Here is a 26,360-nt window from a genome sequence, read left to right on the forward strand (position 1 = left end):
TGTGTTTCACGTGAAACCAATCGATCCGCGTCTGCTCCGGTACGCCCGCGCCACTCGCCTGTTCATGGTGGCGGTCGTCGGCCTGGGCGTTGTCGGAGCAGCGCTGGTCATCGCGCAGGCGATGCTCCTGGCCGAAGTGGTGGTCGGCGCGTTCCAGCACGGCCTGTCGGTCGGTGAACTCCGCACTCCCCTGCTGCTGTTGGTGGCCGTCGCCTGCGGGCGCGCCCTGGTCTCCTGGCTCACCGAACTCGCCGCCCACCGGGCGAGCGCGGCGGTGAAGTCCGAGCTTCGGGGGAGGTTGCTGGAGCGGGCCGCGGCGCTCGGGCCGGGGTGGCTGAGCGGACAACGGACCGGCTCGCTGGTCGCACTCGCCACTCGGGGAATCGACGCCCTGGACGACTACTTCTCGCGCTATCTGCCGCAGTTGGGGCTGGCGGTGGTCGTGCCGGTGGCGGTGCTGGCGCGGGTCGTCACCGAGGACTGGGTCTCGGCCGCCATCATCGTGGGCACTCTCCCCCTCATCCCGATCTTCATGGTGCTGATCGGCTGGGCCACGCAGTCCCGGATGGACCGTCAGTGGCAGCTGCTGTCCCGGCTGTCCGGGCACTTCCTCGACGTGGTCGCCGGTCTGCCCACCCTGAAGGTGTTCGGCCGGGCCAAGGCACAGGCCGAGTCGATCAAGCGCATCACCGGCGAGTACCGGCAGGCGACCATGCGGACGCTGCGGATAGCCTTCATCTCCTCCTTCGCCCTGGAGCTGCTCGCCACCCTGTCGGTGGCCCTGGTCGCCGTGACGATCGGCATGCGGCTCGTGCATGGCGAGATGGACCTGTACATCGGCCTGGTCATCCTGGTGCTGGCGCCCGAGGCGTATCTGCCGTTGCGTCAGGTGGGGGCGCAGTACCACGCCGCGGCGGAGGGGCTGGCCGCCGCCGAGGAGATCTTCGAGGTGCTGGAGACGCCGGTGCCGGTGGCGGGTACGGCTGCGGTGTCGGCCGGCGCATCGGCGGGTGCCCTGGCCTTCGAGGGCGTCACCGTTCGCTACCCGGGACGGTCCGGCGACGCGGTCCATGACGTGTCCTTCGCCGTCGCGCCCGGGGAGACGGTCGCGCTGGTCGGGCCGAGCGGGGCGGGCAAGTCGACGCTGCTGAACGTACTGCTGGGATTCGTGGCGCCCGCCGAGGGGCGGGTGCTGGTCGGGGGCGTCGATCTCGCCGACGCGGATCTCGGCCGGTGGCGGTCGCAGGTGGCGTGGGTGCCACAGCGGCCGCACCTGTTCGCCGGGACGATCGCGGAGAACGTCCGGCTGGCGCGCCCCGAGGCCGACGACGCCGCCGTACGGGAGGCGCTGGCGGACGCGGGAGCCCTGGAGTTCGTCGACGAGCTGCCGCAGGGCGCTGACACCGTGCTCGGCGAGGACGGCGCCGGTCTGTCCGCCGGCCAGCGGCAACGGCTCGCGCTGGCTCGGGCGTTCCTCGCGGACCGGCCCGTGCTGCTGCTGGACGAGCCGACGGCTGCGCTCGACGGGGCCACCGAGGCCGAGGTCGTGGCGGCGGTGCGCAGACTCGCGGTCGGACGGACGGTGCTGCTCGTCGTGCACCGGCCGGCCTTGTTGGGAGTGGCGGACCGGGTGGTGCGGCTGGAGGAGCCCGTGCAGCCCGCCTCCGCGGAAGCCACGCAGGCCATGGCCGCGGACCTCACGCCGCCCACGTCGGCGGAGCCCGCGCCCTCCGCGCGGTCCGAGGCCGGGACCCCTGGCGGGGTCGAGAGCCATCAGGCCGAGGCGGACGTTTCTACGGCCGCCGACACCATGGTGGCCGAGGCGGCGGCACCGGCCGTGGGGAACCGCGGTGTCCTCGCCCGGGTCCGTGCCATGTCCGGCCCCCGGCGTGGTCGGCTGGCGCTGGCCCTGTTGCTCGGGAGCCTCGCGCTCGGCAGCGCCGTCGGGCTCATGGCGACCTCCGGGTGGCTGATCTCGCGGGCCTCGCAGCAGCCGCCCGTGCTCTATCTGATGGTGGCCGTGACGGCGACCCGGGCCTTCGGGATCGGGCGGGCCGTCTTCCGGTACGCCGAGCGGCTCGTGTCGCACGACGCCGTGCTGCGGATGCTGGCCGACACCCGGGTCGCCGTGTACCGGCGCCTGGAGCGGCTGGCGCCCGCCGGGCTGCGTCGGACCCGCAGGGGTGACCTGCTCTCACGGCTCGTCAGCGATGTCGACGCCCTCCAGGACTACTGGCTGCGCTGGCTGCTGCCCGTCGGCGCGGCGCTCACGGTCTCCGCGGCGACCGTCGGGTTCGCTGCCTGGCTGCTGCCCGAGGCCGCCGCGGTGCTCGCCGTAGGACTGCTGGCCGCAGGAGCCGGGGTGCCGCTGGTCACCGGTGCGGTGGCCCGGCGCGCGGAGCGGCGGCTGGCACCGGCGCGCGGTGTGCTGGCGACGCGGGTGACCGACCTGCTGACCGGGACCGCCGAACTGGCCGTCGCCGGCGCCCTGCCCACCCGTACCGCCGAGGCACGCGAGGCCGACGGAGTGCTGGCGCGGATCGCCTCGCGCTCCGCCACCGCCACCGCTCTCGGTGACGGGCTCACCGCGCTCTTCACCGGCCTCACCGTCGCCGCCACGGCCCTCGTGGGCGCCCGGGCGGTCGCCGACGGGCGGCTGAGCGGGGTGGCCATGGCCGTCGTCGTGCTCACCCCGCTGGCCGCCTTCGAGGCCGTCCTCGGCCTCCCGCTCGCCGTTCAGTACCGCCAGCGGGTGCGCAAGAGCGCGGAGCGGGTGTACGAGGTGCTGGACGCCCCGGAACCCGTACGGGAGCCGGAGCAGCCGTGCGAGGCGCCCGTCTCCCCGTTCCCGGTCGTCCTGAAGGGTCTGTCCGCGCGGTACGCCGGACAGGACCGGGACGCCCTCGCCGGGCTCGACCTCACCGTCACGGAAGGCCGCCGGATCGCCGTCGTGGGCCCCTCCGGCTCCGGCAAGACGACCCTCGCGCAGGTGCTGCTGCGGTTCCTGGACGCGGGGGCCGGCTCGTACACCCTGGGCGGGGTGAACGCCTACGCGCTGGACGGGGACGACGTACGGCGCCTCGTCGGGCTGTGCGCACAGGACGCGCACCTCTTCGACAGCTCACTGCGCGAGAACCTGCTGCTCGCCAGGAAGGACGCCACCGAGGCCGAACTGCGCGACGCCCTGCGGCGGGCCCGGCTGCTCGACTGGGCCGACGGGCTGCCCGACGGGCTGGACACGCTGGTCGGCGAGCACGGGGCACGGCTGTCCGGGGGGCAGCGGCAACGGCTGGCGCTGGCCCGTGCGCTGCTCGCCGACTTCCCCGTCCTCGTCCTCGACGAGCCCGCCGAACACCTCGACCTGCCCACCGCCGACGCGCTCACGGCCGACCTGCTGGCCGCCACCGAGGGCCGTACGACGCTGCTGATCACTCACCGGCTGGCCGGGCTGGAGGCGGTGGACGAGATCGTCGTCCTGGAGGAGGGGCGGGTCGTGCAGCGAGGCACCTACGCCGAGCTGGCCGCCGTGGAGGGGCCGCTGCGGCGGATGGTGGAGCGGGAGGCGGAGTCGGAGGCGCTGGTGCTCATGGCATGAGCCGTCGCCGAGCCACCCGTCCTCAAGGTGCCGACTTTCTGCATCAAAGGGGACTAATTACGCTCGGCTCATGTCCTCCGACGCCACGAGCCCCGGTCCCGATCCGCTGCCTTCCGCGCAGCGTTCCACGCTGTCGGCCGAGCTGACCGCGAGGGTGCCGCAGTTGCTGGAGGCCATGCGGTCCGTCGGCAGCGGACTCGAACTGCATTCCACGCTGGACCGGATCTGCGAGACCGCGGCAGAGCTGACGGACGCCCGTTACGCGGCCATCGGCGTCATCGACGAGGACGGGCGGGGCCTGGCCGACTTCGTCTTCCACGGCGTCGACGAGGCGACCGCCCGCCGTGTCGGACGCCTGCCGGACGGACACCGGGGGCTGCTCGGCGCGCTGATCCGGGACCCGGAGCCGGTACGGCTCGCGGATCTGACGACCGACCCGCGCTCCTGCGGCTTTCCGGAGCACCACCCGCGGATGCGCGGCTTCCTGGGCCTGCCGACCCGGGTGCAGGGGGAGATCTTCGGGAACCTGTATCTGGCGGAGAAGCGCGGCGGCGAGCCGTTCAACGACCACGACCTCCACATCGTCCGGGTGCTGGCCACGGAGGCCGGCATCGCGATCGGCAACGCCCGGCTGTACGAGGCGGCCAAGCAGCGCGAGCGCTGGATCGACGGTTCGGTCGCCGTCACCACCGCCCTGCTGTCGGGCGGCGACACCGACGACGCCCTCCAGGTCGTCGCCGAGCAGGCCCGCAGACTGTCGGGGTCGGCGGCCGGGATCGTGCTGCTGCCCGCCGACGAGGGCGGCCTGGAGATCGCCGCCGTGGCCGCGGACCAGCCGTCGGCGATGCTGGGCACCGTAGTCCCGCCCGAGAGCGGCATCGTCGCCGAACTCCTCGACGGACAGGCGGTGTTCCTGGAGGACGCGGCCGGTGACCCCCGCATGACCACCACGCTGGCGCACGGCTACGGGCCCACCATGATGGTGCCCCTGTGCAGCGACGGCCGGATCCTGGGCGCCCTCGTCACACCGCGGACGCGGGGGGAGCGGCTGTTCACGGAGACCGAGCGCACGCTGGCGATCCAGTTCGCCGCGCAGGCCGCGCTCGCGCTGGTGATGGCCGATGCGCAGCGCGACCGGGAACGGCTCGCGGTCTACGAGGACCGTGACCGCATCGCCCGTGACCTGCACGATCTCGTCATCCAACGGCTGTTCGCCACCGGGATGACGCTGGCGAGCGCACAGCGCGGTTCGCTCGTGCCCGAGGTGCGGGACGGCGTCGGCAACGCCGTCGACGAACTCGACGTCACCATCCAGGAGATCCGTACCGCGATCTTCGCGCTCCAGCAGGAGCCCGCCGAGGCGCCCTCGGGGCTGCGCACACGGGTGCTGCGGGAGATCAACACGGCCGCCGTGCCGCTCGGCTTCAAGCCCTCGCACCGCTTCGTCGGCCCGGTCGACGCCCTGGTCGGCGACCTCACCGGCAAGAACCTCATCGCGGCCCTGCGCGAGACCCTCTCCAACGCCTTCCGGCACGCCCGGGCGACACGCATCGATGTCGTCGTCGACGCCGGCGTGACCCTGCCGGACGGGCGCAAGGGCGTCCGCCTGACCGTCGCGGACGACGGCGTCGGCATCCCGGCGGGCGGCCGGCGCAGCGGCCTGAAGAATCTTGAGCGGCGTGCGGAGTCCCTCGGCGGCACCAGCCGGCACGGGCCGGGCATCGGGGAGGACGGGGGCGGTACGACGGTGGTGTGGGAGGCGCCGCTGGAGTAGGACCGTATGACGTCCCGTCATCTCGCATCCCCACGGCGTCCGTTCAGTCGTACGTCTGACCCGTCCGAGGTCCGCTGTCCCCCGGCCGTACGACTTGAACAGGACCGCCCGCGCGGGGTCGGGTCAGGATCGCTGGCATGCGACTGTCCCGCCGTCATCCGCTGCTCGTCCCGGCGCTGCTGTGCGCGCTCGCCGTGCTGGCGGCCCGTCCGACGACCGACACCACGGAGACGAAGGCGAGCGGGGACGGCGGCGCGGACCCGGGGATCAGTGCACAGGTGGCACGGCTGTACGAGGACGCGGCGCTGGCGACGCAGCAGTACGAGGCGGGGCGGTTGGAGGCGGAGGGACAGCGGGCGACGGCACAGCGGCTGGAGGGGCTGCTCGACCGGGAACGCCGGGACATCTCCGTCCTGCACGAGGACCTGGGCCGGATCGCGCGCGCCCAGTACCGCAATGGCGGCGACCTTCCGCTCACCGCGCAGATCATCCTCGCCGGCAGCCCGGAGCAGCTGATGCGTGGTCAGCAGGTCTTCTCCCAGACGAACCTGGCCGTGAACAACGCCATCGAGAAGAGCCGGCGGGCCGAGGCGAAGCTCGCGGCGGACGAGGCGAAGGCCGCGGCGGCGTGGCAGTCGCTGGAGAAGCGGAACGTCGAACTCGCCGGGCTGAAACAGGGCATCGAGCAGCAGCTCGAAGAGGCGCGCGGGCAGTTGCAGGGCCAGGCGGACGCGTCGGTCGCGGCGGGTGCGTGTCCGGGTGCCGTCCGGCTGGATCAGCCGACGGCGCAGTTCACGGCCCCCTGGGTCGCTCCCGTGGAGACGTACGAGCTGTCCGCGGGCTTCGGCAGCGGCGGCTCACGGTGGGCCGACCGGCACACCGGGCAGGACTTCGCGGTGCCGATCGGCACGCCCGTGCGGGCGGCCGGCGCGGGGCGTGTGGTGAAGGTGTCCTGCGGGGGCGCCTTCGGCATCGAGATCGTGATCGAGCACCCGGGCGGCTACTACACGCAGTACGCCCATCTCGCCGCCGTCACCGTCGACCAGGGCGACCGGGTGGCGCCGGGGCAGTGGATCGGCCAGTCCGGCACCACCGGCAACTCCACCGGCCCGCACCTGCACTTCGAGGTGCGGGTCACCCCTGAACTGGGCTCGGGCGTGGACCCGGTGCCGTGGCTGGCGGCGCGGGGCGTGCCCCTCGGCTAGGACAGGCTTTCGCGCTGGGCCACCAGCTGCTCGATGACGACCGCCACGCCGTCCTCGTTGTTGTCGACCGTCCGGCCGGAGGCCGCGGCGAGCACGTCGGGGTGCGCGTTGCCCATCGCGTACGACCGTCCCGCCCAGGTCAGCATCTCGACATCGTTGGGCATGTCGCCGAAGGCGACGACCTCCTCGTGCGAGATGCCGCGCTCGGCGCAGCACAGGGCGAGGGTGCTGGCCTTGGAGACGCCCGGGCCGCTGATCTCCAGCAGGGCGCTGGGGCTGGAGCGCGTGACGTTGGCGATGTCACCGATCGCGAGACGGGCCAGGGTGAGGAAGGCGTCCGGGTCGATCGTGGGGTGGAAGGCGAGGATCTTCAGGACCGGCTCGCCGGCGCCGGGCCCGTCCGCCGCCAGCAGCTTCTCGGCGGGCTGGAGCTCGTCCGGGATCTCCATGTGCAGCTTCGGATAGTCCGGCTCCTGGTGGAAGCCGTACGTCTGCTCCACCGCGTACACCGTGCCGGGCGCCGCGTCCCGCAGCAGGCGTACGGCGTCCAGCGCGTTCTGTCTGGCCAGTTCCCGCACCTTCACGAACCGGTGGGCGTCGGCGCCACCGTGCAGATCGACGACCGCGGCGCCGTTTCCGCAGATGGCGAGGCCGTGGCCGTGGACGTGGTCGCTGACGACGTTCATCCAGCGGGCGGGCCGGCCGGTGACGAAGAAGACCTCGATGCCCGCCTCCTCGGCGGCGGCGAGGGCCGCGACCGTCCGAGGGGAGACGGACTTGTCGTCGCGCAGCAGGGTGCCGTCGAGATCGGTGGCTATCAGGCGCGGCGGGACGGCGGCGGCCGGGGTCTCGGGCTGTCGAGTCGCTGAAGTCACCCGGCCATTCTCCCGCATATGCCTGCACGGTCGTGCAGGAGCCCGCACAGGTGAGTGATTACAGCCTCCCACCTGCCCCCTCACGCACCGTGGTCTCAGCGCAGCTGTGCCGGGGCCTCCATGGCGATCTGCTCGAAGACCTTCTCGTCGGCGGCGAAGTCCGAGTCGGGGATGGGCCAGTGGATCACGATCTCGGTGAAACCCAACTCCCGGTGCCGCCCCGCGAAGTCCACGAACGCGTCGAGCGACTCCAGCGGACGGGCGCGGTCCGGGGTGAATCCGGTGAGCAGGATCTTGTCGATTTCCTTCGTGTCCCGCCCGATTTCGGCACATGCGTCGGCCAGCTTCTCGACCTGTCCGCGAATGGCTTGAATCGACTGTTCAGGAGTGCCGTTCTCGTACAGCTTGGGGTCGCCGGTCGTCACCCACGCCTGCCCGTGGCGCGCGGCGAGCCGGAGCCCGCGCGGGCCGGTGGCGGCCACCGCGAAGGGCAGCCGGGGCCGCTGGACACAGCCCGGGATGTTGCGGGCCTCGTGCGCCGCGTAGAAGTCGCCCTCGTACGACACCGAGTCCTCGGTCAGCAGCCGGTCCAGCAGCGGCACGAACTCCGCGAACCGGTCGGCGCGCTCACGCGGCGTCCACGGTTCCTGGCCGAGTGCGGTGGCGTCGAAGCCGGTGCCGCCCGCGCCGACCCCGAGGGTGACGCGGCCGCCGGAGATGTCGTCCAGGGAGATCAGCTCCTTGGCGAGGGTCACCGGATGCCGGAAGTTCGGCGAGGTCACCAGCGTGCCCAGACGCAGTCGGTCGGTGACGGCCGCGGCGGCGGTCAGCGTCGGTACGGCACCGAACCACGGGCCGTCGCGGAAGGTCCGCCAGGACAGGTGGTCGTAGGTGTACGCGGTGTGGAAGCCGAGCTGCTCCGCCCGCTGCCATGCCGCACGGCCCCCTTCGGACCAGCGGCGGTACGGGAGGATCACGGTGCTCAGACGCAGACTCATGTTTCGAGCGTATGCGGCCGGACGGGTTTCACGTGAAACAGTGACCCACGGTCATGGTCCGACCGGGTTGCGTGGCCCGCGGTCAGCGTGCGCGGCCACTCAGCCAGGGGCTCAGGCCGACCAGGATGAACTCCTTGTGCACCCGGTCGCCCGGCAGCGGCACCATCAGGAAGTTGCCCGGCGGGAAGCGGCGCGTCTTGACCCAGGCGTGGCCTTCGTAGAGGGCGCGCAGGAAGGCGGGGACGTCGTCGCGGGCGATATCGGGGCATTCGACGCCGTCGACGGTGATCAGCGCGTCGTCATCCGCGTAGAGCCGCACATCCACCTGGGGTCGGCCGCCGAGCTCGACGTAGGCCTCGTGGGGCAGGGAGCCGTCGGGGTCCGCGGTGACGCCGACGCCCGCGGCCGTGCGGCGCGAGGTCTGGTCGGCGCCGATGTCATGGGTCACCTTGATCGCGAGGGCGTACTCGGCGGCGAGTGCGCGAAGGGCGGTGACGGCGGCCTCGGTGGTGGGGAGGTGGTCCATGGCGTCGATCATGCCGGGTCCGTCCGGGGCCACGCGGGGGAATTACGGGCCCCTCGGCGGTGGTGCGCGGCGCCGAGGGGTCAGTGCGGCTCGGGAAAGCGCAGATACCGCGGCGGTACGGCCTCGGTCAGCCAGACCCCGTTCGCGCTGACGTGGAAGACAAGGCCGTCGCGGTCCATGGCGCCGGCGTCCACCGAGAGGACCACGGGGCGGCCACGGCGGGCGCCCACCCGGGTCGCCGTCTCGCGGTCCGCCGAGAGGTGCACGGCATGCCGGTTCATGGGCCGCAGGCCCTCGGCGCGGATCGCGTCCAGGCTGCGGGCCACGGTGCCGTGGTAGAGGTACGGCGGTGGTGTCGTCGGGGACAGGCCGAGGTCGACGTCGATGCTGTGGCCCTGGCTGGCGCGGATGCGGGTGCCTTCGACGGCGAAGCGCTTCTTGTCATTGGCGGCCACCACGTGGTCCATCTCTTCCCGGGTGAAGCGGAACCCGTGCGCCGCCGCCGCGGCGATCAGCGTGTCGATCTCGACCCAGCCGCCCTCGTCGAGCGTGAGCCCGATGCGCTCCGGCTGATGGCGCAGATGCTTCGAGAGGTACTTCGACACCTTCACGGTGCGTCGTTCGTCCATGTCCATCAGCGTGACGGGCGAGACGTGAATCACGCGAATGATTTTGCCTCGGATGTTTGGTCCACAACCAACTATAGTTATCCACAGGCTAGTTGGCGCTTCTGTGGACAACTCACCGCCGTGTCAGCCCCCTTCGGCAAAATCGCTTGGGGGACCGCCCCTTGACGTGAGCGCGTCCAACGCCCGCGCCCGCACCTCCCGTTCAGCCGCCAACGCCACGAACTCCGCCACCCGCTCCGCGCCAACCAGCCCCTCCACGGCCCGCATTGTCTCCTCGGGCAAGGACACCGACCGTGCCGCGGAAGGCTGCGTCGGGCTCTGGCCCGTACTGAGGTGCTGCCTCAGATGCCGTACCGCCAACAACCGCATCGCCCGGGCGAGTTCCGCGTCTACCGTCTGCTGCGCGAGCGGCCTGAGCCGGCGTACCAGCGTGGCCGCCTCGGCCGCTTCCGCGTCGCTCGGACGGTGCGGTCCGTCGAGGTAGCGCGCGAAGACATGCTCGGTGGTGAACTCCAGGAAACGGGCGGCGATGTGCTCTACCCGAACCCTCAACTCCCTTAGGTGGCCAGCGATAGCGGACAGCGGAACCCCCGCGGCGTACAACTCGACGGCGACGGCTAGCTCTTGAGGGCTCGGTACGAGGAAGGAGTCCTCGTCGCCGGGCACCGGCTCCAGCACCCCGAGTTCCACGGCCTCGGCGACCGCGGCGACGTCCGGGCTGCCGCCGAACCGCTCGTCCAGCTCCGCGCGCGAGATCCGCCCCGCCTCCTCGTCGCTCCACGGCCCGTCCACCTCGGCGACCAGCCCGAGCACCCCGCCGAGCCCGCGCCCGGCGTCCCAGGCCTCCAGAAGCTCCTTGATGGAGGCCAGGGTGTAGCCGCGGTCAAGCAGGCCGGCGATCTGGTGGAGACGGGCGAGATGGACGTCCGAGTAGAGGTTGGCACGGCCGCGCCGCTCGGGGCGGGGGAGCAGGCCGCGGTCCTGGTAGGCGCGGATGGTGCGGACGGTTGCGCCGCTGAGGTGGGCGAGGTCCTCGATGCGGTACGCGGGACCGGCACTCACCGGACCGCCCCTGCCTTCGGTGCCCGGCGCGGAACAGCGGTCGGCATGCCGGGTGGCCGGCGTGACGGCGTGGGCGGCCAGCCGACGAAGCCCCCGCGAGAGACAACTCCCGGACTCACAGCGGTGGTTCCAGCCGCGCGATCGCCCGCAGCGCGCGCGGCGCGAGGCGGGACATGAGGCGGGCGCCGCGCGCCTCCGGTGTCACCGGCACGACCGCCTCGTTGCGCACGACCGCCCGCAGGATCGCGTCGGCGACCTTCTCCGGCGGGTAGTTCCGCAGCCCGTACAGCCGCGCCGCCCTCTTCTGGCGCCGCTTCTCCTCCACGCCGTCGACGCCGGCGAACCGGGCGGTCGAGGTGATGTTGGTGTTCACGAAGCCCGGGCAGATCGCGCTGACGCCGATGCCCTGACCGGCCAGTTCGGCGCGCAGGCACTCGCTGAGCATCAGCACCGCCGCCTTGGAGGTGCTGTAGGCGGGCAGCGCCTTGGAGGGCTGGTACGCCGCCGCCGACGCCGTGTTGACGATGTGGCCGCCCTGTCCACGCTCGGCCATCTGCTTCCCGAACAGCCGGCAACCATGGATGACGCCCCAGAGATTCACGTCGAGGACCTTCTTCCAGTCCTCCGGGGTGGTGTCGAAGAAGGACCCTGACAGGCCGATCCCGGCGTTGTTGACCAGGACGTCCACCACCCCGTACGCGGCGGCGACCCTGTCGGCGAGCTTCTCCATGGCCTGTTCGTCGGAGACGTCGACGGTCTCGGCCCAGGCCTCGGGCGCCCCCAGCAGGCGGGACATCTCGGCGGTACGGGCCGCGCCCTCCGGGTCCCGGTCGACGGCGATCACCCGCGCGCCGGACTCGGCGAACGCGTACGCCGTCGCCCGCCCGATGCCGCTGCCCGCGCCGGTGACCAGCACCAGCTGGCCGCCGAACCGGTCGGCGTACTTCCCGTCCGGCGCGGTGACCGTCCTGCCGCTCTCGTTGACCGTCACGAACTCTCCGATCCAGGACGCCAGTTGGTCGGGCCGGGACCGCGGTATCCAGTGCCGGGCCGGGAGGGTGCGCCGCGTCAACTGCGGGACCCACTCCTCCAGTTCGTCGTAGAGCCGCTCGGACAGGAACGCGTCGCCGAGCGGCGTGATGAGCTGCACGGGCGCGTGCGCGTAGGCGTCGGCGCGGGGGTGGCGCAGCCGGGCCCGTACGTTGTCCCGGTACAGCCAGGCTCCGTGCGCCGCGTCCGTGGGGAGGGACGAGGTGGGATAGCCGTCTCCGGGGACCCGTTCGAACCGCTCCAGGAGGCGCGGCCACACCTTGCCGAGCGGGCCGCGCCAGGCCAGTTCGGGCAGCACGGGCGTGTGCAGCGCGTACACGTACCAGGACTTGGCGCCCTGGCCGAGGAGCTGGCCGACGCGGCGCGGGGTGGGGCGCCTGAGGCGGGTGTTGATCCAGTGCCCGAAGTGGTCGAGGGACGGGCCGGACATCGAGGTGAACGACGCGATCCGGCCCTCGGTGCGGGCGACCGTGGCGAACTCCCAGGACTGCACCGAGCCCCAGTCGTGCCCGACCAGATGTACCGGCCGGTCCGGGCTGACCGCGTCGACCACGGCGAGGAAGTCGTCCGTGAGCTTCTCCAGGGTGAAGCCGCCCCGCAGCGGCCGCGGGGCGGTGGAGCGGCCGTGGCCCCGGACGTCGTAGAGCACGACGTGGAAGCGGTCGGCGAGACGGGCGGCGACCTGGGCCCACACCTCCTTGCTGTCCGGGTAGCCGTGCACGAGGACCACGGTCGGCTGTCCGGGCTCGCCGAGTTCGGCGACGCACAGCTCGACACCGCCGGTCCGCACCCGGCGCTCACGCGCGTTCTCCAGCTTGCTCACTTCGCCTCCGCCCAGGGCCGCGTCCCGCGCTCACGCGTGCCTTCGAGAACCAACCCGGTCACTTCGCCTCCGCCCAGCGCCGCACGTGCGGCAGGTCGTCGTCCAGCCAGAAGGCGCTCTCCTCGGGATCCTCGGAGTCGGTGACCACGAGGATCTCCTCGAACTTCGCGCCCGTGCCCCGGAATCCGAGGTGGGGTTCGACCGCCCACAGGCCCGGCTGCGGCGGGTGGTCGGAGAAGCGGTACGGCGACCAGAGCGGGGACCATCCCTCGCGGTGGCCGTGCAGGGCGTCGGCCGCGAGGCCCTTGAGGGACTGGGTGCCGAACCCGAGGACCTTCGGTGACCAACGGCGTTGCTTCACCCGGTCCACCTTGTGGGCGATCACCCCGAAGGGGTAGGCGCGGTGCCGGTTCGCGTAGCCCTGGCGGACCATGAGGCGGTCCACGTCCTCGTAGATCGCGCGCAGCGGGCGCCGCTCGCGCACCTCGCGCAGGATCAGCTCACGATGGACCTCCAGGTCGTCCATCAGCTTGTCCTGCACGGGGTTCGGGCCCAGGGAGCCCGAGTAGCCGATGTCCGCGGTGAAGCCGTCGTGGACCGGGGCCATGTCCAGGATGAACGGCATCCCGGGCTCCAGGCGCCGGTGGGTGGGGAAGAACTGGAGCGGGAGACGGAAGTTCACGAACGCCGTGCGGTCCCCGAACCAGGCGAAGGGGAGATGGAACCAGTCCCGCACCCCGCGCTCGCGCAGCCACTCGCGCTGCATCCGCGCCGCCTCGCGCTCGGTCACTCCGGGTTCCAGCCGTGCCGCCACGGCCTCGGCGCACTCGTACGCCAGCCGTTGCACTTTTCTGAATCCCCGCAGTTCCGCGGCCCGTTCGCCTGACACCGCCGTCGTCATGCCACCCCGTCCCGCCCAGTCCTCGCCGACTGCGCTACGTGCTCGTAACGTGACACCGCCGAATGTGACAGTCGTTAGAGGCTGCGTCAATAGGCGGGCTCGGGCCTGTGGAAAACTCCGACGCCGCCCGCCGACCCGGCCCTCCCGTAACTCTCAGGCATGGCATCCCCTACGGGCCCGTACATCTGGAGGCTGACCCGAAGACAGCTCTGCGGTGTGACGACCCGAGTGGTGCGGGTCACTACTGTCGACGACGTGACTGTGATCGCGACCGAAAGCCTGAGCAAGCGGTTCCCCCGGGTGACCGCGCTTGACCGGCTCTCCGTGGACGTCGGACCCGGTGTGACCGGACTCGTCGGAGCCAACGGAGCCGGCAAGTCCACACTGATCAAGATCCTGCTGGGTCTGTCCCCCGCCACCGAGGGCCGCGCCGAGGTGCTCGGCCTCGACGTCGCCACCAAGGGCGGCGCCATCCGCGAGCGCGTGGGGTACATGCCGGAGCACGACTGTCTGCCGCCCGACGTCTCGGCCACCGAGTTCGTCGTCCACATGGCGCGCATGTCCGGCCTGCCGCCCACCGCGGCCCGCGAGCGCACCGCGGACACCCTGCGCCATGTCGGGCTGTACGAGGAGCGCTACCGCCCCATCGGCGGCTACTCGACCGGCATGAAGCAGCGCGTGAAGCTCGCCCAGGCCCTCGTCCACGACCCGCAGCTGGTCTTCCTGGACGAGCCGACCAACGGCCTCGACCCGGTCGGCCGCGACGACATGCTCGCCCTCATCCGGCGCATCCACACCGACTTCGGCATCTCGGTCCTGGTCACCTCGCACCTGCTGGGCGAACTGGAACGCACCTGCGACCACGTGGTCGTCGTCGACGGCGGCAAGCTCCTGCGCTCCAGCTCCACCACCGACTTCACCCAGACCACCACCACCCTCGCGATCGAGGTCACCGACACCGACGAGCACCCGGACGGCACCCGCGCGGTGCGCGAGGCGCTCCACGCGCGCGGGGTGAGCGTCGAGGCGGGCAGCGGCCTGCCCGGCGCCGGCCACATCCTGCTGCTCACCGCACAGGGCGAGGAGACCTACGACGTCGTACGGGACGTCGTCGCCGACCTCGGCCTCGGCCTGGTCCGCATGGAGCAGCGCCGCCACCACATCTCGGAGGTCTTCCAGGACGACCAGGAGACCGAGGAACAGCAGCGGAAGGAGGCCGTCGGCCATGGCAGCTGAACACCCGGTCACCGCCCCCGCGGGCGACCAGACCCGCATCCACAACATCGGCTATCGCGCCTACGACGGCCCCCGGCTCGGCCGCTCCTACGCGACCCGCTCGCTCTACTCGCAGTCCCTGCGCGGCGCCTACGGCCTCGGCCGCTCGGTCAAGTCCAAGGTGCTGCCGATGCTGCTGTTCGCGGTGATCTGCGTTCCCGCGGCCATCATGGTCGCCGTCGCGGTCGCCACGAAGGCCAACGCCCTGCCGGTCGAATACACGCGCTACGCGATCATCATGCAGTCCGTGATCTGCCTGTACGTCGCCTCGCAGGCGCCCCAGTCCGTCTCGCGCGACCTGCGCTTCAAGACCGTTCCGCTGTACTTCTCGCGGCCCATCGAGACCGCCGACTACGTCCGCGCGAAGTACGCGGCGCTGGCCTCGGCGATGTTCATCCTGACCGCGGCTCCCCTCCTCGTCCTGTACGTGGGCGCGCTGCTGGCCAAGCTGGACTTCACCGACCAGACCAAGGGATTCGCGCAGGGGCTCGTCTCCGTGGCACTGCTCTCGCTGCTGTTCGCCGGCATCGGCCTGGTCATCGCGGCGGTCACCCCGCGCCGCGGCTTCGGCATCGCGGCCGTCATCGCCGTCTTCACCATCTCCTACGGCGCCGTCACCACCCTCCAGGCCATCGCCGACGCCCAGGGCAGCACTTCCGCCATCCCGTGGATGGGCCTCTTCTCGCCGGTCACCCTCATCGACGGCGTCCAGACCGCCTTCCTCGGCGCGACCCCCTCGCTGCCGGGCGGCCACGGCCCCTCGAACGGCCAGGGCGTGGTCTACGTCCTCATCACCCTCGGCCTGATCGCCGCGAGCTACGGCCTGATGATGCGCCGCTACAAGAAGGTGGGACTGTGACCACGCTCTCCATCGACCACGTCTCGCGCTGGTTCGGCAACGTGGTCGCCGTCAACGACGTCACCATGACGATCGGCCCCGGCGTCACCGGCCTCCTCGGCCCGAACGGCGCCGGAAAGTCCACCCTGATCAACATGATGGGCGGCTTCCTCGCCCCCTCCACCGGCACGGTCACCCTCGACGGGCAGCCGACCTGGCGCAACGAGGCCATCTACCGGCACATCGGCATCGTCCCCGAGCGCGAGGCGATGTACGACTTCCTCACCGGTCGCGAATTCGTCGTCGCCAACGCCGAGTTGCACGGCCTGGGCGCCAAGGCCGCCCAGCGGGCGCTGGCCACGGTCGAGATGGAGTACGCGCAGGACCGCAAGATCCAGACGTACTCCAAGGGCATGCGCCAGCGCGTGAAGATGGCGTCCGCCCTGGTCCACGACCCCTCGCTGCTCCTCCTCGACGAGCCCTTCAACGGCATGGACCCGCGCCAGCGCATGCAGCTCATGGACCTGCTGCGCCGCATGGGCGACGAGGGCCGCACGGTCCTGTTCTCCTCCCACATCCTCGAAGAGGTCGAGCAACTCGCCTGGCACATCGAGGTCGTGGTCGCGGGGAGGCACGCGGCCAGCGGCGACTTCCGCAAGATCCGCCGCCTGATGACCGACCGCCCGCACCGCTATCTGGTGCGCTCCAGTGACGACCGCGCCCTCGCGGCCGCGCTGATCGCCGACCCGTCCACGTCCGGTATCGAAGTCGACCTGGCGGAGGGCGCGTTGCGCGTCCAGGCCGTCGACTTCGGCCGTTTCACCGCCCTGTTGCCGAAGGTCGCCCGCGACCACGGCATCCGGCTGCTGACGGTCTCGCCGTCCGACGAGTCCCTCGAGTCCGTGTTCTCTTACCTGGTCGCGGCGTAGGAGGCCGAAGATGTACGACCCCACAGTCGCCCGACTCACCTACCGAGCCCTGCTCGGCCGCCGCAGGGCCCTCATCCTGGGCGCCCTGCCCCTGCTGCTGATCGTGATCTCCGTGATCGTGCGCGCCCTGGTCGGCGCCGACGACCAGACCGCGTCCGACCTGCTCGGCGGCCTCGCGCTGGCCACGATGGTGCCGATCATCGGCGTCATCGCCGGCACCGGCGCGATCGGCCCGGAGATCGACGACGGCTCGGTGGTGTATCTGCTGTCCAAGCCGATCAAGCGGCCCACGATCATCTTCACCAAGCTCATCGTCGCGATCGCCGTCACCATGGTCTTCTCGGCCCTGCCGACCCTCATCGCCGGCTTCATCCTCAACGGCAACGGCCAGCAGATCGCCGTCGCCTACACGGTCGCCGCGTTGGTCTCCTCCATCGCCTACGCCGCGCTCTTCCTGCTGCTGGGCACGGTGTCCCGGCACGCGGTCGTCTTCGGCCTCGTCTACGCCCTCGTCTGGGAGGCCCTGTTCGGCTCCCTGGTCTCCGGGGCGCGCACGCTCAGCGTCCAGCAGTGGTCGCTGGCCGTGGCCCACAAGGTCGCCGGCGGTGAGCTGGTCACCTCGGACGTGAGCCTGCCGACGGCGACGGTGCTGCTGGTCGTGGTGACGGTGCTGGCCACCTGGTACGCCGGTCAGAAGCTGCGCACGCTGAAGCTGGCGGGCGAGGAGTAGGCACCCCAGGGAGCGGGCGCCGCAGGGAGCGGACGCCCCAGGGAGCGGACGCCCCAGGGAGCGGGCGCCGCGAGGAGCAGACGCCGCGCTTATTGACGGAGGCTTCACCCCGGTCCCGGCACACTGTCGGGACCGGGACGCACTGCGAGGAGGAACGGGGATGGCGGACGCGCACCACGACGAGCGGGGCCGGTCCGGGGACGACACCTGGGACAGCCTCGTCCTGGACGAGGACTTCATACGCTCCGCGGACACCTCGGAGCCGTCCGCCCGCGCCCGCATGCTCGCCGCCCGCTGGCGCGACGAGGCCCCCGAGCCGCAGCCCTGGCGCTCCGACGAGCCGCCTGCGGGGTGGTTCTTCAGCAGGGGCCGCCGCAGATGGTGGCGCAAGTAGGGGAACAGACGGCCGATTAATTCGGTGGCGCCCAACTCGGCCTACCGGCACGATGGTTGTGTCCACGCGGCCGGACGACGACTCCGGCGCCACGTTCTGGGAGAGGAGCGGACGATGTCGATGCACGGCAGTACGTCCAGCTCCCGTCAGGGCAGCCCGCGGCGGGTTCCGGTGTAGTTACCCCACCGTCGGACCTGCCCCGCACAGGAGCTGCCCGGGGCGGCCGCTTCGAGCACGCGATGTCGCTCTCGCGTGGGCCGCCCACCCGGAGGATTGGCCGAGAGGCAAGGCACTGGCTTGCGCTGTGCTCAATGGAAAGCAAGTCACGGTCGGGGGACACCCCGCGCACGTTCGATCCGTGCATCCTCCGCAAGACCCGATCAGGTTCAGGCGCCATGGCGGAATCGGCGCGGCCAATGACGACGGTCGCCGTCCACCCCCACCCGGCCTCGCTGGAGCTCCACATGGAGCTCGGCGGACCGAAGTTCCGCGCCTTCCGCGAGCTCATCCGCCTTCAGCCGCTTCACCGACGGGCCCCGCTCCACCGACCTGCCCTAACCGAGCAACCGCTCCAGCACCACGGCGATCCCGTCCTCCTCGTTGGAGGAGGTCACCTCGTCGGCCACCGCCTTGAGTTCCTCATGGGCGTTGGCCATCGCCACGCCCCGAGCAGCCCAGCCGAACATCGGGATGTCGTTGGGCATGTCACCGAAGGCGATCGTGTCCGCGGCCTTCAGACCGAGCCGGCGTGCCGCCAGCGACAGTCCCGTCGCCTTCGACAGCCCCAGCGGCAGCAGCTCCACGATGCCCGCGCCCGCCATGGCGACGTTCACGAACCCGCCCGCCGCCTGCCGAGAGGCCTCCGCCAGCTCGTCGTCCGACAGCTCCGGATGCTGTATGTAGATCTTGTTCAGCGGCGCGCTCCACAGATCGGCCGGGTCCGTGAACGGGGTGGCGGGCAGCTCGCCGGTGAGCGCGTAGCCCTGCCCCACCAGCACCTCCCCGTCCAGCCCATCCCGGCTGGCGGCCAGATACAGCGGACCGACCTCCGCCTCGATCTTCGCGAGCGCGACCCCGGCCAGCTGCCGGTCCAGCGTCACGGACGTCAGCAGCCGGTGCGCGCCGGCGTCGTACACCTGCGCGCCCTGCCCGCACACCGCGAGGCCCTCGTAGCCGAGGTCGTCGAGGATGTGCCGGGTCCACGGGACCGCGCGGCCGGTCACCACGATGTGCGCGGCACCGGCCACTGTGGCCGCGGCGAGCGCGGCACGGGTGCGGTCCGAGACCGACTCGTCGGAGCGCAGGAGCGTCCCGTCGAGGTCGGTCGCGATCAGCCGGTAAGGGAATCCCCCGGCCGGGGTCGAAGGCGCGTCGCTCACTTGGAGACCGGCTCCAGAACCTCACGGCCGCCCAGGTACGGGCGCAGCATCGCGGGCACGTGGACGGAGCCGTCGGCCTGCTGGTGGTTCTCCAGGATCGCCACGATCGTGCGCGGTACGGCGCACAGCGTGCCGTTGAGCGTCGCCAGCGGCTGCACCTTCTTGCCGTCGCGCATGCGGACGGAGAGGCGGCGGGCCTGGAAGCTGTCGCAGTTGGAGGCCGAGGTCAGCTCGCGGTACTTGCCCTGGGTCGGGATCCACGCCTCGCAGTCGTACTTACGGGAGGCGGAGGCGCCCAGGTCGCCCGAGGCGACGTCGATGACCTGGAAGGGCAGCTCCAGGCCGGTCAGCCACTGCTTCTCCCAGTCCAGGAGCCGCTTGTGCTCGTTCTCGGCGTCCTCGGGGGCGACGTACGAGAACATCTCGACCTTGTCGAACTGGTGCACGCGGAAGATGCCGCGGGTGTCCTTGCCGTACGTGCCGGCCTCGCGGCGGAAGCACGGCGAGAAGCCGGCGTAGCGCATCGGCAGCTGGTCGGCCTCCAGGATCTCGTCCATGTGGTACGCGGCGAGCGGGACCTCGGAGGTGCCGACCAGGTAGTAGTCGTCCTTCTCCAGGTGGTACACGTTCTCCGCGGCCTGGCCGAGGAAGCCGGTGCCCTCCATGGCGCGCGGGCGGACCAGCGCGGGGGTGAGCATCGGGACGAAGCCGGCCTCGGTGGCCTGGGCGATCGCCGCGTTGACGAGGGCGAGCTCCAGGAGCGCGCCGACGCCGGTCAGGTAGTAGAAGCGCGAGCCGGAGACCTTCGCGCCGCGCTCGACGTCGATGGCGCCCAGCGCCTCGCCGAGCTCCAGGTGGTCCTTGGGCTCGAAGCCCTCGGCGCCGAAGTCGCGGATGGTGCCGTGCGTCTCCAGGACGACGAAGTCCTCCTCGCCGCCGACGGGCACGTCGGGGTGGACGAGGTTGCCGAGCTGGAGGGCGAGGCGCTTGGTCTCCTCGTCGGCCTCGTGCTGCTCGGCGTCGGCCGCCTTGACGTCGGCCTTGAGCTGCTCCGCCTTCTGGAGCAGCTCGGCGCGCTCCTCCGGAGTGGCCTTGGGAATGAGCTTGCCGAGCGACTTCTGCTCGGAGCGCAGCTCGTCGAAGCGGACGCCGGACGACCTGCGCCGCTCGTCGGCGGACAGGAGAGAGTCGACGAGCGCGACGTCCTCTCCACGGGCGCGCTGGGACGCGCGCACTCGGTCGGGGTCCTCACGGAGCAGGCGAAGGTCAATCACGCGCTCAAGGCTACCGGTGCCGGATGTGAGCCCACGACTCACTATTCCGAACTACGCCTTACGTACCGTTATGGGGGAATTGCCCTCTGTGTTCGCCCGTGTCAATAAAAGGTGTCTCACTCCCTGGAACGAAGCAGGTTCCGGGTGCCTGGTTGACTGGATTTCCTTGTGGGGAACGGGATTTGAGGGCGGCTCTGTCCACAGGAATCCACACCCCGAATGAGTTATCCACAGGCTGTGCGAAAGATCTGTGGACTTCGGAATTGATCATTCCGATCCGGGGGTGACGGGCGAAGAATTCCCGTTCCAAACCGTCTTCACGCCCACTTTCGAGTGGAAATGGGTCGCCCCAAAGGATTGATCGATGGAAACGGGTGGACGAAGGGTGACCTGTGGGGCTGTGGACGAAGTTGGGTGCTGTAGGGCGATTTGTCGACTAGGTAGTGGTTCCGTGTCGACTTGTCCCCAGGTCGAGATGGCACCCTGTGGATAACACCTGTGGATAACGAAAATATGCAGGTAAGAGCGGCTGGAAACCTGCTGGAAACCTACGAGACGCCTGCGGGACGTCGGTCAGAAACGCCCGTCCTGGCAGCGCGCCACCCAGTCCGATGCCGCCACGAACTCGTCGTCCGAGGTTCCGCGCAGCGGCGGGCGCACCCCGCCCTCGGTCGCGTCCGCACGCGGGTACGAGCCGAGGTACCGGATCTCCAGGCAGATCCGCTTGAGCCCCATGAGGGCCTCGGCGACCCTGCGGTCGGAGATGTGGCCCTCGGCGTCGATGCAGAAGCAGTAGTTGCCGATGCCGGCGCCGGTGGGCCGGGACTGGAGCAGCATCAGGTTGATGCCGCGGGTGGCGAACTCGCCGAGCAGGTCGCGCAGGCCGCCGGGGTGGTCGTCGCGCTGCCACAGCACGACGGAGGTCTTGTCGGCGCCGGTCGGTGCGGCGGGCCGGGCGGGTCGGCCGACCAGTACGAAGCGGGTCTGGGCGTTCTCGGCGTCGTGGATGCCGGTCTCCAGGGCCTCCAGGCCGTACAGGGCCGCGGCGAACTCTCCGGCGAAGGCGGCGTCGTACTGGCCCTCCTGGACCAGCCGGGCGGCGTCCGCGTTGGAGGCGGCGGACTCCCAGTGGGCGTCCGGGAGGTTCTTCTTCAGCCAGTTGCGGACCTGCGGCTGGGCCGCGGGGTGCGCGGAGACGGTCTTGATCTCCGAGAGCTTGGTGCCGGGCCGGACCAGCAGCGCGAAGGTGATCGACAGCAGCACCTCGCGGTAGATCATCAGCGGGGCGCCCGCGACCAGCTCGTCGAGGGTGGTGGTGATGCCGCCCTCGACGGAGTTCTCGATCGGCACGAACGCGGCCTCGGCCTCACCGGCCCGCACCGCGTCCAGCGCGGACTGCACGGACACGTACGGGATCAGCTCCCGCGTGGCCGCCTCCGGAAGCCTGCGCAGAGCGGCTTCGGTGAAGGTGCCCTCGGGACCGAGATACGCATAGCTCGCTGGCATGACCTCACCCTAATGGGCCTTGCGAACCCCGGGCACTCGTTCCACCACGGCCCCTCCGCTGAGTGAATCGCCGTGACGGAACGCGGCCCCGCGCGTTGGCGAGCCCCAGCCCCCCAGCCCCCCAGCCCCCCAGCCCCCCGCCGTCCGCTCACCCCTCCAGCAGCCCCTGCCCCACGTACTCCCCTTCCGCCGCCCCGCCCGGCACCGCGAACAGGCCGCTGGACTCGTGGCGGATGTACTTCGACAGCGCGTCGCCGCGGTCGAGCTTGCGCTGGACGGGGACGAAGCCGCGCAGCGGGTCGGCCTGCCAGCAGACGAAGAGCAGGCCCGCGTCCGGGGTGCCGTCCGTGGCGATGCCGTCGTGGAAGGACCAGGGGCGGCGGAGCATCGCCGCGCCCCCGTTCTGGTCGGGCCGGGTGATCCGGGCGTGGGCGTTGAGGGGGACCACCAGGTCGCCCTTGGCGTCGGTCTTCTCCAGGTCCATCGCGGTCGTCTCGGAGCCGCCGGTCAGCGGTGCCCCGTTCGCCTTGCGCCGCCCGATGACCTGCTCCTGCGCCTTCACCGTGAGCTGCTCCCAGTCGTCGAGGAGCATCCGGATACGGCGTACGACGGCGTAGGAGCCGTTCGCCATCCACGCGGGGTCGGTCGAGCCGGACGACGGGACGAAGATCCGCCGGTCGAAGTCCGATTCCGTCGGCTTCGGATTGCGGGTGCCGTCGATCTGGCCCATCAGGTTGCGTGCCGTCATGGTGTGGGCGGTGGCGCCCGGCGAGCGGTTGAAGCCGTTCATCTGCCAGCGGATCTTCGCCGCGCCGCCCGCGTCCTTCTGGATCGCGCGCAGGGCGTGGAAAGCGACCAGGGCGTCGTCGGCGCCGATCTGCACCCACAGGTCGCCGTTGCTGCGCGCCTTGTCGAGCTGGTCGGAGGAGAAGGCGGGCAGCGGGTCGAGGGCGACCGGCCGCTGTTTCTCCAGTCCGGTCCGCGCGAAGAAGCTGTGCCCGAAGCCGAAGGTGATGGTCAGCGCGGACGGGCCGGCGTCACGGGCGACATCCGTGTCGTCGGACGCCGTCGCCTCGCCCGCCATCAGCCGCCGGGCCGTCTCCGACCAGCGGCGCAGCAGTGCGGCCGCGCCCTTGCGGCCCGCGCCGGCCGCCAGGTCGAAGGCGACGAGGTGGCCGCGGGCCTGGAGGCCCTGGAGGATGCCGGGCTGATGTTTCCCGTGAAACATCACCTCCTCGGCGCCGAGTGAGGTGAGCGGGGTGGCCTCGGCGGGCCGTGCGGCGTACCCCACGGCTCCGCCGGCCGCGCCGAGCACGAGCCCGGTGGCACCGGTGGTGCCCAGCAGCCGGCGCCGCGAAAGGCCCTCCTTGGGGAGGGCGCTTTCCGAAACGCCGTCATTAACTGCCCTCTCGGCAGCCCGGGCCTCCGGGATGGACTGGTCAGCCATGGGTGGTTCAGCCGATCTGCGCGTTCTTGGAGACGGTGGTCTGGTCGATGTCGGAGGTCCGCACGGTCACGGCGACCTTCCAGTCGCCCGCCATGGGGAGCTGCACACCGCTGGCGGTCCAGTGGCCGGTGGTGATGCGGTCGGGGGTGACGGGCAGCGGTCCGATGTTCTTGGCCTCGAGGGTGAAGGAGACCTTCACTTCGGGCACGTCGAAGGCGCGGCCGTTGGGGCGCTCCACATAGACGTGCATCTCGTTGGCGCCGACCCGCGCGGGGTTGAGGTCGACCCGGGCGATGCCCTTGCCGTCCTCGCCTCCGGTGTCGAAGGGGATGTCCAGGGTGACCGCGGAGGACGTGTCCGCGGAGGACGACGAGGAGGAAGCGGACGAGGACGTGGCGGCCTTGGCCTCCTCCTCGGTGCGCCCGGGCTCGGTCTGGGTCAGCACGGTGGTGACGGCGAGCAGGACGACGGCGACGCCGGCCTCGGTGAGCACCGAGCGGCGCAGTCCGAACCGGTCGGGGTTGGCGTCCCGCTGCCGCTTGCGCCGGGCGGTGTCGACGGCGGCCCGCTGCCGGGCGAGCTGGGCGGCCCGCCCGGAGTCGGCACCGGCCGCGCCGGCACCGACGTGCTCCTTCTCCCGTACGAGAGCCTCCTGTACGGGGGCCTCCTGTACGGGAGCCTTCTGTACGTCAGCCCTTTCCGCGTCGGTCGTCTGTACGTCAGCCCCTTCCGCGTCCGCGTCCGCGTCCGTCTCTTCCGTCTCTTCGGTCTCCGCGGTCGCCACCGCCCCGGTGTTTGCGAGGCGTGCCGTCCAGCGCCGTGAGATCCAGGCGATACCGACGAGGAGCGCCACGAGCCCGATCTTGACGAGCAGCAGCTGACCGTACGTGGTGGCGGTGAAGGCGGACCAGGAGCCGAGCTGTCTCCACGACTGGTAGATGCCGGTCGCGACGAGTGTGACGACGGAGGTGAAGGCGAGGGTGGAGAAGCGGCGTACGGCGGAGCGTTCGATGGGAGTGTCCGCGCGGTACAGCGCCACGAGAAGGGCGCACAGGCCGCCCAGCCAGGCGGCGACGGCCAGCAGGTGGAGCACGTCGACGGGCATCGCGATGCCCGTCTGGAGGCCGGTGGAGGCGTGTTCGGCCATGGCCCAGCTCGCGGCGAGTCCGGCGGCGACCACGGTGCCGCCGATCGCGAGCCCGAAGGTCAGGTCGCGTTTCTCCTCGTCCTCGCGTTTGTCGTAGGCCCCGAAGAGCACGGCGATGAACAGCGCGGCCGCACTGAGCAGCAGCAGTCGGGAGACGAGCGCGGCGCCGGTCTTGGTCTGGAGGACCTGGCCGAGCAGGCTCAGGTCGAAGACGTCGCCGAAGGAGCCGGTGCCGGTGTAGGAGCCGCGCAGGAGCAGCAGCAGAAGGGTGGCCGCGGCGAGCGCGAGCCATCCGGAGACGACGAGTCGCTGTACGGCCCGTACGCCGGAGCCGCGCTGCCAGCAGGCGAGGACGAAGGCGGCGCCGCCGACCATGACGATGAAGCCGGCGTAGGAGACGTAGCGGCCGAACCCGTAGAGCCAGCCGACGACTCCGCCTCCGGCGGTCTGGTCGGAGACCGAGACGCTGGTCCGGGAGGGGGCGCCGATGGAGAAGGTGTAGGCCCCGGCGACGGGGTGGCTGTCCTCGGAGACGACCTGGTAGGTGACGGTGTATGTGCCGTCGGGCAGGCCGCTGTGCAGTTGGACGGCGTAGGTGGTGCCGCTGACGTTGGCCGGCTTGCCCTCGTCGACGCGTTTGCCCTTGGGGTCGAGGACCCGGAGCGAGCCGTCGGACATCGCGACCTTCTCGGAGAAGGTGAGCGAGACCTGGTCCGGGGCCTTGGCGACCACCGTCCCCTGCTGGGGGTCGCTGCCGGTCAGCGCGGCGTGCGCGGAGGCCGGTCCGGCGCCGGCGAAGAGCAGTCCGGTGGCCGCGAGGAGCAGCAGTACGAGGACCCGCACGCGGGGGGCGATGGTCTGCGTCAAGGTGGTCCCTCCCTCAGTGCCCGGTCTTGGGGGTGTACGTCGCGGACTTCACCGGCATCTCGACGGTGACCGGGTCGGAGTCGGCGAAGTGCAGTTCGACGGAGACGGTCTGGCCCTGCTTCGGCTGGTGCTTCAGCTTCTCGAACATGAGATGGGTGCCGCCGCTTTTGAACACGAGTTGACCGTGGGCGGGTACGTCGAGGCGGTCGGCCTGCTGCATGGCGGAGTCGACGGTCTCGTGCATGGTGACCTCGCCGAGGTCGCTGGTCACGGACGTCAGTTCGGCCTTCGTACCGCCCTTGTTGGTGACGGTCAGGAAGCCGGCGGCCATCGTGTCGGAGACCGGCTGCGGCATGTAGGCGCCGGCGACGGACAGTTGGGCCTTGCCGTCGTCGGAGGAGGCGGAGGAGCCGGAGGAGCCGCAGCCGGTGAGCAGCAGGATCCCGGTCAGGCCGGCGCCGAGGAGGGCCGTCCGCCTCACGGGGTCTCTCCCTTGACGAGCTTGGGGAGGTCCTTGATGTAGTCGTCGACGGTGGCTTCCTCGGTGTAGAGGACGTATCCGCCGTCGGTCTTCGGGGAGAAGGCGACGACCTGGGTGCCGTGGGTCGAGACGATCTTGCCGTTCTTGTCCTTGTGCGGTGCCTCGATGGTGATGCCGAGGGTGCGGGCGCCGGCCTGGATGGTGGCGAAGTCGCCGGTGAGGCCGACGACCTGGGAGTCGATGCCCTTGAGCCACTTACCGAGGGCCTTCGGGGTGTCCCGGTCGGGGTCGGTGGTGACGAAGACGATCCGCAGCTCGTCCTGCTGGGCCTTGGGCAGCTTGCTCTTGGCGACGGCGATGTTGCTCATCGTCGTGGGGCAGACGTCGGGGCAGTTGGTGTAGCCGAAGTAGATCAGCGTGGGGCGGCCCTTGGTCTGCTCGCGGAGGTCGTACTTCTTGCCGTCGGTGTCGGTGAGGACGAGGTCCGGCTTCTCGAAGGGCTTGTCGAGGACGATGGCGGCCTTCGCGGCGGCGGAGTCCTCGGAGACCACGGAGACGGGTGAGCCGGTGTCGTCACCGCTGCCGCAGGCGGTCAGGGTCAGGGAGGCGGCGGCGAGCAGCGCGGCCGCGGCGAACGTCTTCTTGCGCATAGAGA

At 71.2% G+C, this 26,360-nt stretch carries 22 protein-coding genes and 1 tRNA gene; 9 read left to right on the forward strand and 14 right to left on the reverse strand.

Translation table 11 applies throughout. The features are described from left to right. Positions 1-10: 10 nt before the first annotated feature. The 3 genes from cydD to OG866_RS22235 all read left to right on the forward strand — a co-directional run bounded on the left by cydD (position 11) and on the right by OG866_RS22235 (position 6,574). Positions 11-3,595 (forward strand): thiol reductant ABC exporter subunit CydD, encoded by a 3,585-nt coding sequence (gene cydD / locus OG866_RS22225; protein ID WP_329337174.1) that lies wholly within the window; start codon positions 11-13, stop codon positions 3,593-3,595. Positions 3,596-3,665: 70 nt separating this feature from the next. Beyond that, positions 3,666-5,369, forward strand: coding sequence for a sensor histidine kinase (locus OG866_RS22230; protein ID WP_329337176.1), 1,704 nt, complete (start codon positions 3,666-3,668; stop codon positions 5,367-5,369). 137 nt (positions 5,370-5,506) lie between these two features. Next, the gene (locus OG866_RS22235) at positions 5,507-6,574 is read left to right on the forward strand and encodes a M23 family metallopeptidase (protein ID WP_329337178.1); all 1,068 of its coding nucleotides are present in this window, start codon (positions 5,507-5,509) and stop codon (positions 6,572-6,574) included. Here OG866_RS22235 and OG866_RS22240 read toward each other — a convergent pair. The 7 genes from OG866_RS22240 to OG866_RS22270 form a co-directional block, all read right to left on the reverse strand. Continuing rightward, positions 6,571-7,467 (reverse strand): Cof-type HAD-IIB family hydrolase, encoded by an 897-nt coding sequence (locus OG866_RS22240; protein ID WP_329337179.1) that lies wholly within the window; start codon positions 7,465-7,467, stop codon positions 6,571-6,573. The two genes, OG866_RS22235 and OG866_RS22240, sit on opposite strands and share 4 nt — an antisense overlap. 77 nt (positions 7,468-7,544) lie before the next feature. Continuing rightward, positions 7,545-8,447: an LLM class flavin-dependent oxidoreductase gene (locus tag OG866_RS22245; protein WP_329337180.1), complete on the reverse strand. Its 903-nt coding sequence runs from the start codon at positions 8,445-8,447 to the stop codon at positions 7,545-7,547. Positions 8,448-8,529: 82 nt separating this feature from the next. Then, complete coding sequence (locus tag OG866_RS22250; RefSeq protein ID WP_329337181.1) at positions 8,530-8,985, reverse strand: hypothetical protein; 456 nt, start codon at positions 8,983-8,985, stop codon at positions 8,530-8,532. 68 nt (positions 8,986-9,053) lie between these two features. Next, entirely contained in the window at positions 9,054-9,602 is a 549-nt protein-coding gene (locus OG866_RS22255) for an RNA 2'-phosphotransferase (RefSeq protein ID WP_329344238.1), read from the reverse strand. Between the two features lie 123 nt (positions 9,603-9,725). After that, positions 9,726-10,664, reverse strand: coding sequence for a MerR family transcriptional regulator (locus OG866_RS22260; RefSeq protein WP_329337182.1), 939 nt, complete (start codon positions 10,662-10,664; stop codon positions 9,726-9,728). Positions 10,665-10,779: 115 nt separating this feature from the next. Beyond that, on the reverse strand, positions 10,780-12,537 hold the full coding sequence (locus OG866_RS22265) for an SDR family oxidoreductase (protein ID WP_329337184.1): 1,758 nt from the start codon (positions 12,535-12,537) through the stop codon (positions 10,780-10,782). A gap of 58 nt (positions 12,538-12,595) precedes the next feature. Next, the gene (locus tag OG866_RS22270) at positions 12,596-13,438 is read right to left on the reverse strand and encodes a M24 family metallopeptidase (protein WP_329337185.1); all 843 of its coding nucleotides are present in this window, start codon (positions 13,436-13,438) and stop codon (positions 12,596-12,598) included. Between the two features lie 261 nt (positions 13,439-13,699). Between OG866_RS22270 and OG866_RS22275 the strand changes: the two genes are divergently transcribed. From OG866_RS22275 to OG866_RS22300, 6 genes are all read left to right on the forward strand, one after another. Continuing rightward, positions 13,700-14,674, forward strand: a complete 975-nt coding sequence (locus OG866_RS22275) for an ABC transporter ATP-binding protein (protein WP_329344239.1) — start codon at positions 13,700-13,702, stop codon at positions 14,672-14,674. Further along, entirely contained in the window at positions 14,664-15,572 is a 909-nt protein-coding gene (locus OG866_RS22280) for an ABC transporter permease subunit (protein ID WP_329337186.1), read from the forward strand. Before OG866_RS22275 ends, OG866_RS22280 begins: the two co-directional genes overlap by 11 nt. Beyond that, entirely contained in the window at positions 15,569-16,480 is a 912-nt protein-coding gene (locus OG866_RS22285; protein ID WP_329337187.1) for an ABC transporter ATP-binding protein, read from the forward strand. Before OG866_RS22280 ends, OG866_RS22285 begins: the two co-directional genes overlap by 4 nt. Before the next feature lie 10 nt (positions 16,481-16,490). Next, on the forward strand, positions 16,491-17,210 hold the full coding sequence (locus OG866_RS22290; protein WP_329337188.1) for an ABC transporter permease: 720 nt from the start codon (positions 16,491-16,493) through the stop codon (positions 17,208-17,210). Positions 17,211-17,370: 160 nt separating this feature from the next. Continuing rightward, entirely contained in the window at positions 17,371-17,604 is a 234-nt protein-coding gene (locus OG866_RS22295) for an SGM_3592 family protein (RefSeq protein ID WP_329337189.1), read from the forward strand. Between the two features lie 267 nt (positions 17,605-17,871). Continuing rightward, positions 17,872-17,974 (forward strand) — tRNA-OTHER (locus OG866_RS22300). Between the two features lie 184 nt (positions 17,975-18,158). On the opposite strand, the gene OG866_RS22305 is transcribed toward OG866_RS22300, so the two are convergent. The 7 genes from OG866_RS22305 to OG866_RS22335 all read right to left on the reverse strand — a co-directional run bounded on the left by OG866_RS22305 (position 18,159) and on the right by OG866_RS22335 (position 26,355). Next, positions 18,159-18,983: an HAD family hydrolase gene (locus tag OG866_RS22305; protein ID WP_329337190.1), complete on the reverse strand. Its 825-nt coding sequence runs from the start codon at positions 18,981-18,983 to the stop codon at positions 18,159-18,161. Beyond that, the gene (serS, locus tag OG866_RS22310) at positions 18,980-20,257 is read right to left on the reverse strand and encodes a serine--tRNA ligase (protein WP_329337192.1); all 1,278 of its coding nucleotides are present in this window, start codon (positions 20,255-20,257) and stop codon (positions 18,980-18,982) included. The genes OG866_RS22305 and serS overlap by 4 nt, the downstream gene beginning before the upstream one ends. Positions 20,258-20,830: 573 nt before the next feature. Continuing rightward, positions 20,831-21,763, reverse strand: a complete 933-nt coding sequence (gene pheA, locus OG866_RS22315; protein ID WP_329337193.1) for a prephenate dehydratase — start codon at positions 21,761-21,763, stop codon at positions 20,831-20,833. Positions 21,764-21,911: 148 nt separating this feature from the next. Then, entirely contained in the window at positions 21,912-23,210 is a 1,299-nt protein-coding gene (efeB, locus tag OG866_RS22320) for an iron uptake transporter deferrochelatase/peroxidase subunit (protein WP_329337194.1), read from the reverse strand. A 7-nt stretch (positions 23,211-23,217) separates the two neighbouring features. Continuing rightward, positions 23,218-25,224: a copper resistance CopC/CopD family protein gene (locus tag OG866_RS22325; RefSeq protein ID WP_329337196.1), complete on the reverse strand. Its 2,007-nt coding sequence runs from the start codon at positions 25,222-25,224 to the stop codon at positions 23,218-23,220. Between the two features lie 13 nt (positions 25,225-25,237). Next, the gene (locus OG866_RS22330; RefSeq protein ID WP_329337198.1) at positions 25,238-25,705 is read right to left on the reverse strand and encodes a copper chaperone PCu(A)C; all 468 of its coding nucleotides are present in this window, start codon (positions 25,703-25,705) and stop codon (positions 25,238-25,240) included. Next, positions 25,702-26,355 carry an SCO family protein gene (locus OG866_RS22335; protein ID WP_329337200.1) on the reverse strand — a complete coding sequence of 218 codons (654 nt, stop codon included), beginning with the start codon at positions 26,353-26,355 and terminating at the stop codon, positions 25,702-25,704. The genes OG866_RS22330 and OG866_RS22335 overlap by 4 nt, the downstream gene beginning before the upstream one ends. Between the last annotated feature and the right edge of the window lie 5 nt (positions 26,356-26,360).

This window comes from Streptomyces sp. NBC_00663 (assembly GCF_036226885.1).
In the GTDB taxonomy this organism is placed as follows: Bacteria; Actinomycetota; Actinomycetes; order Streptomycetales; family Streptomycetaceae; genus Streptomyces.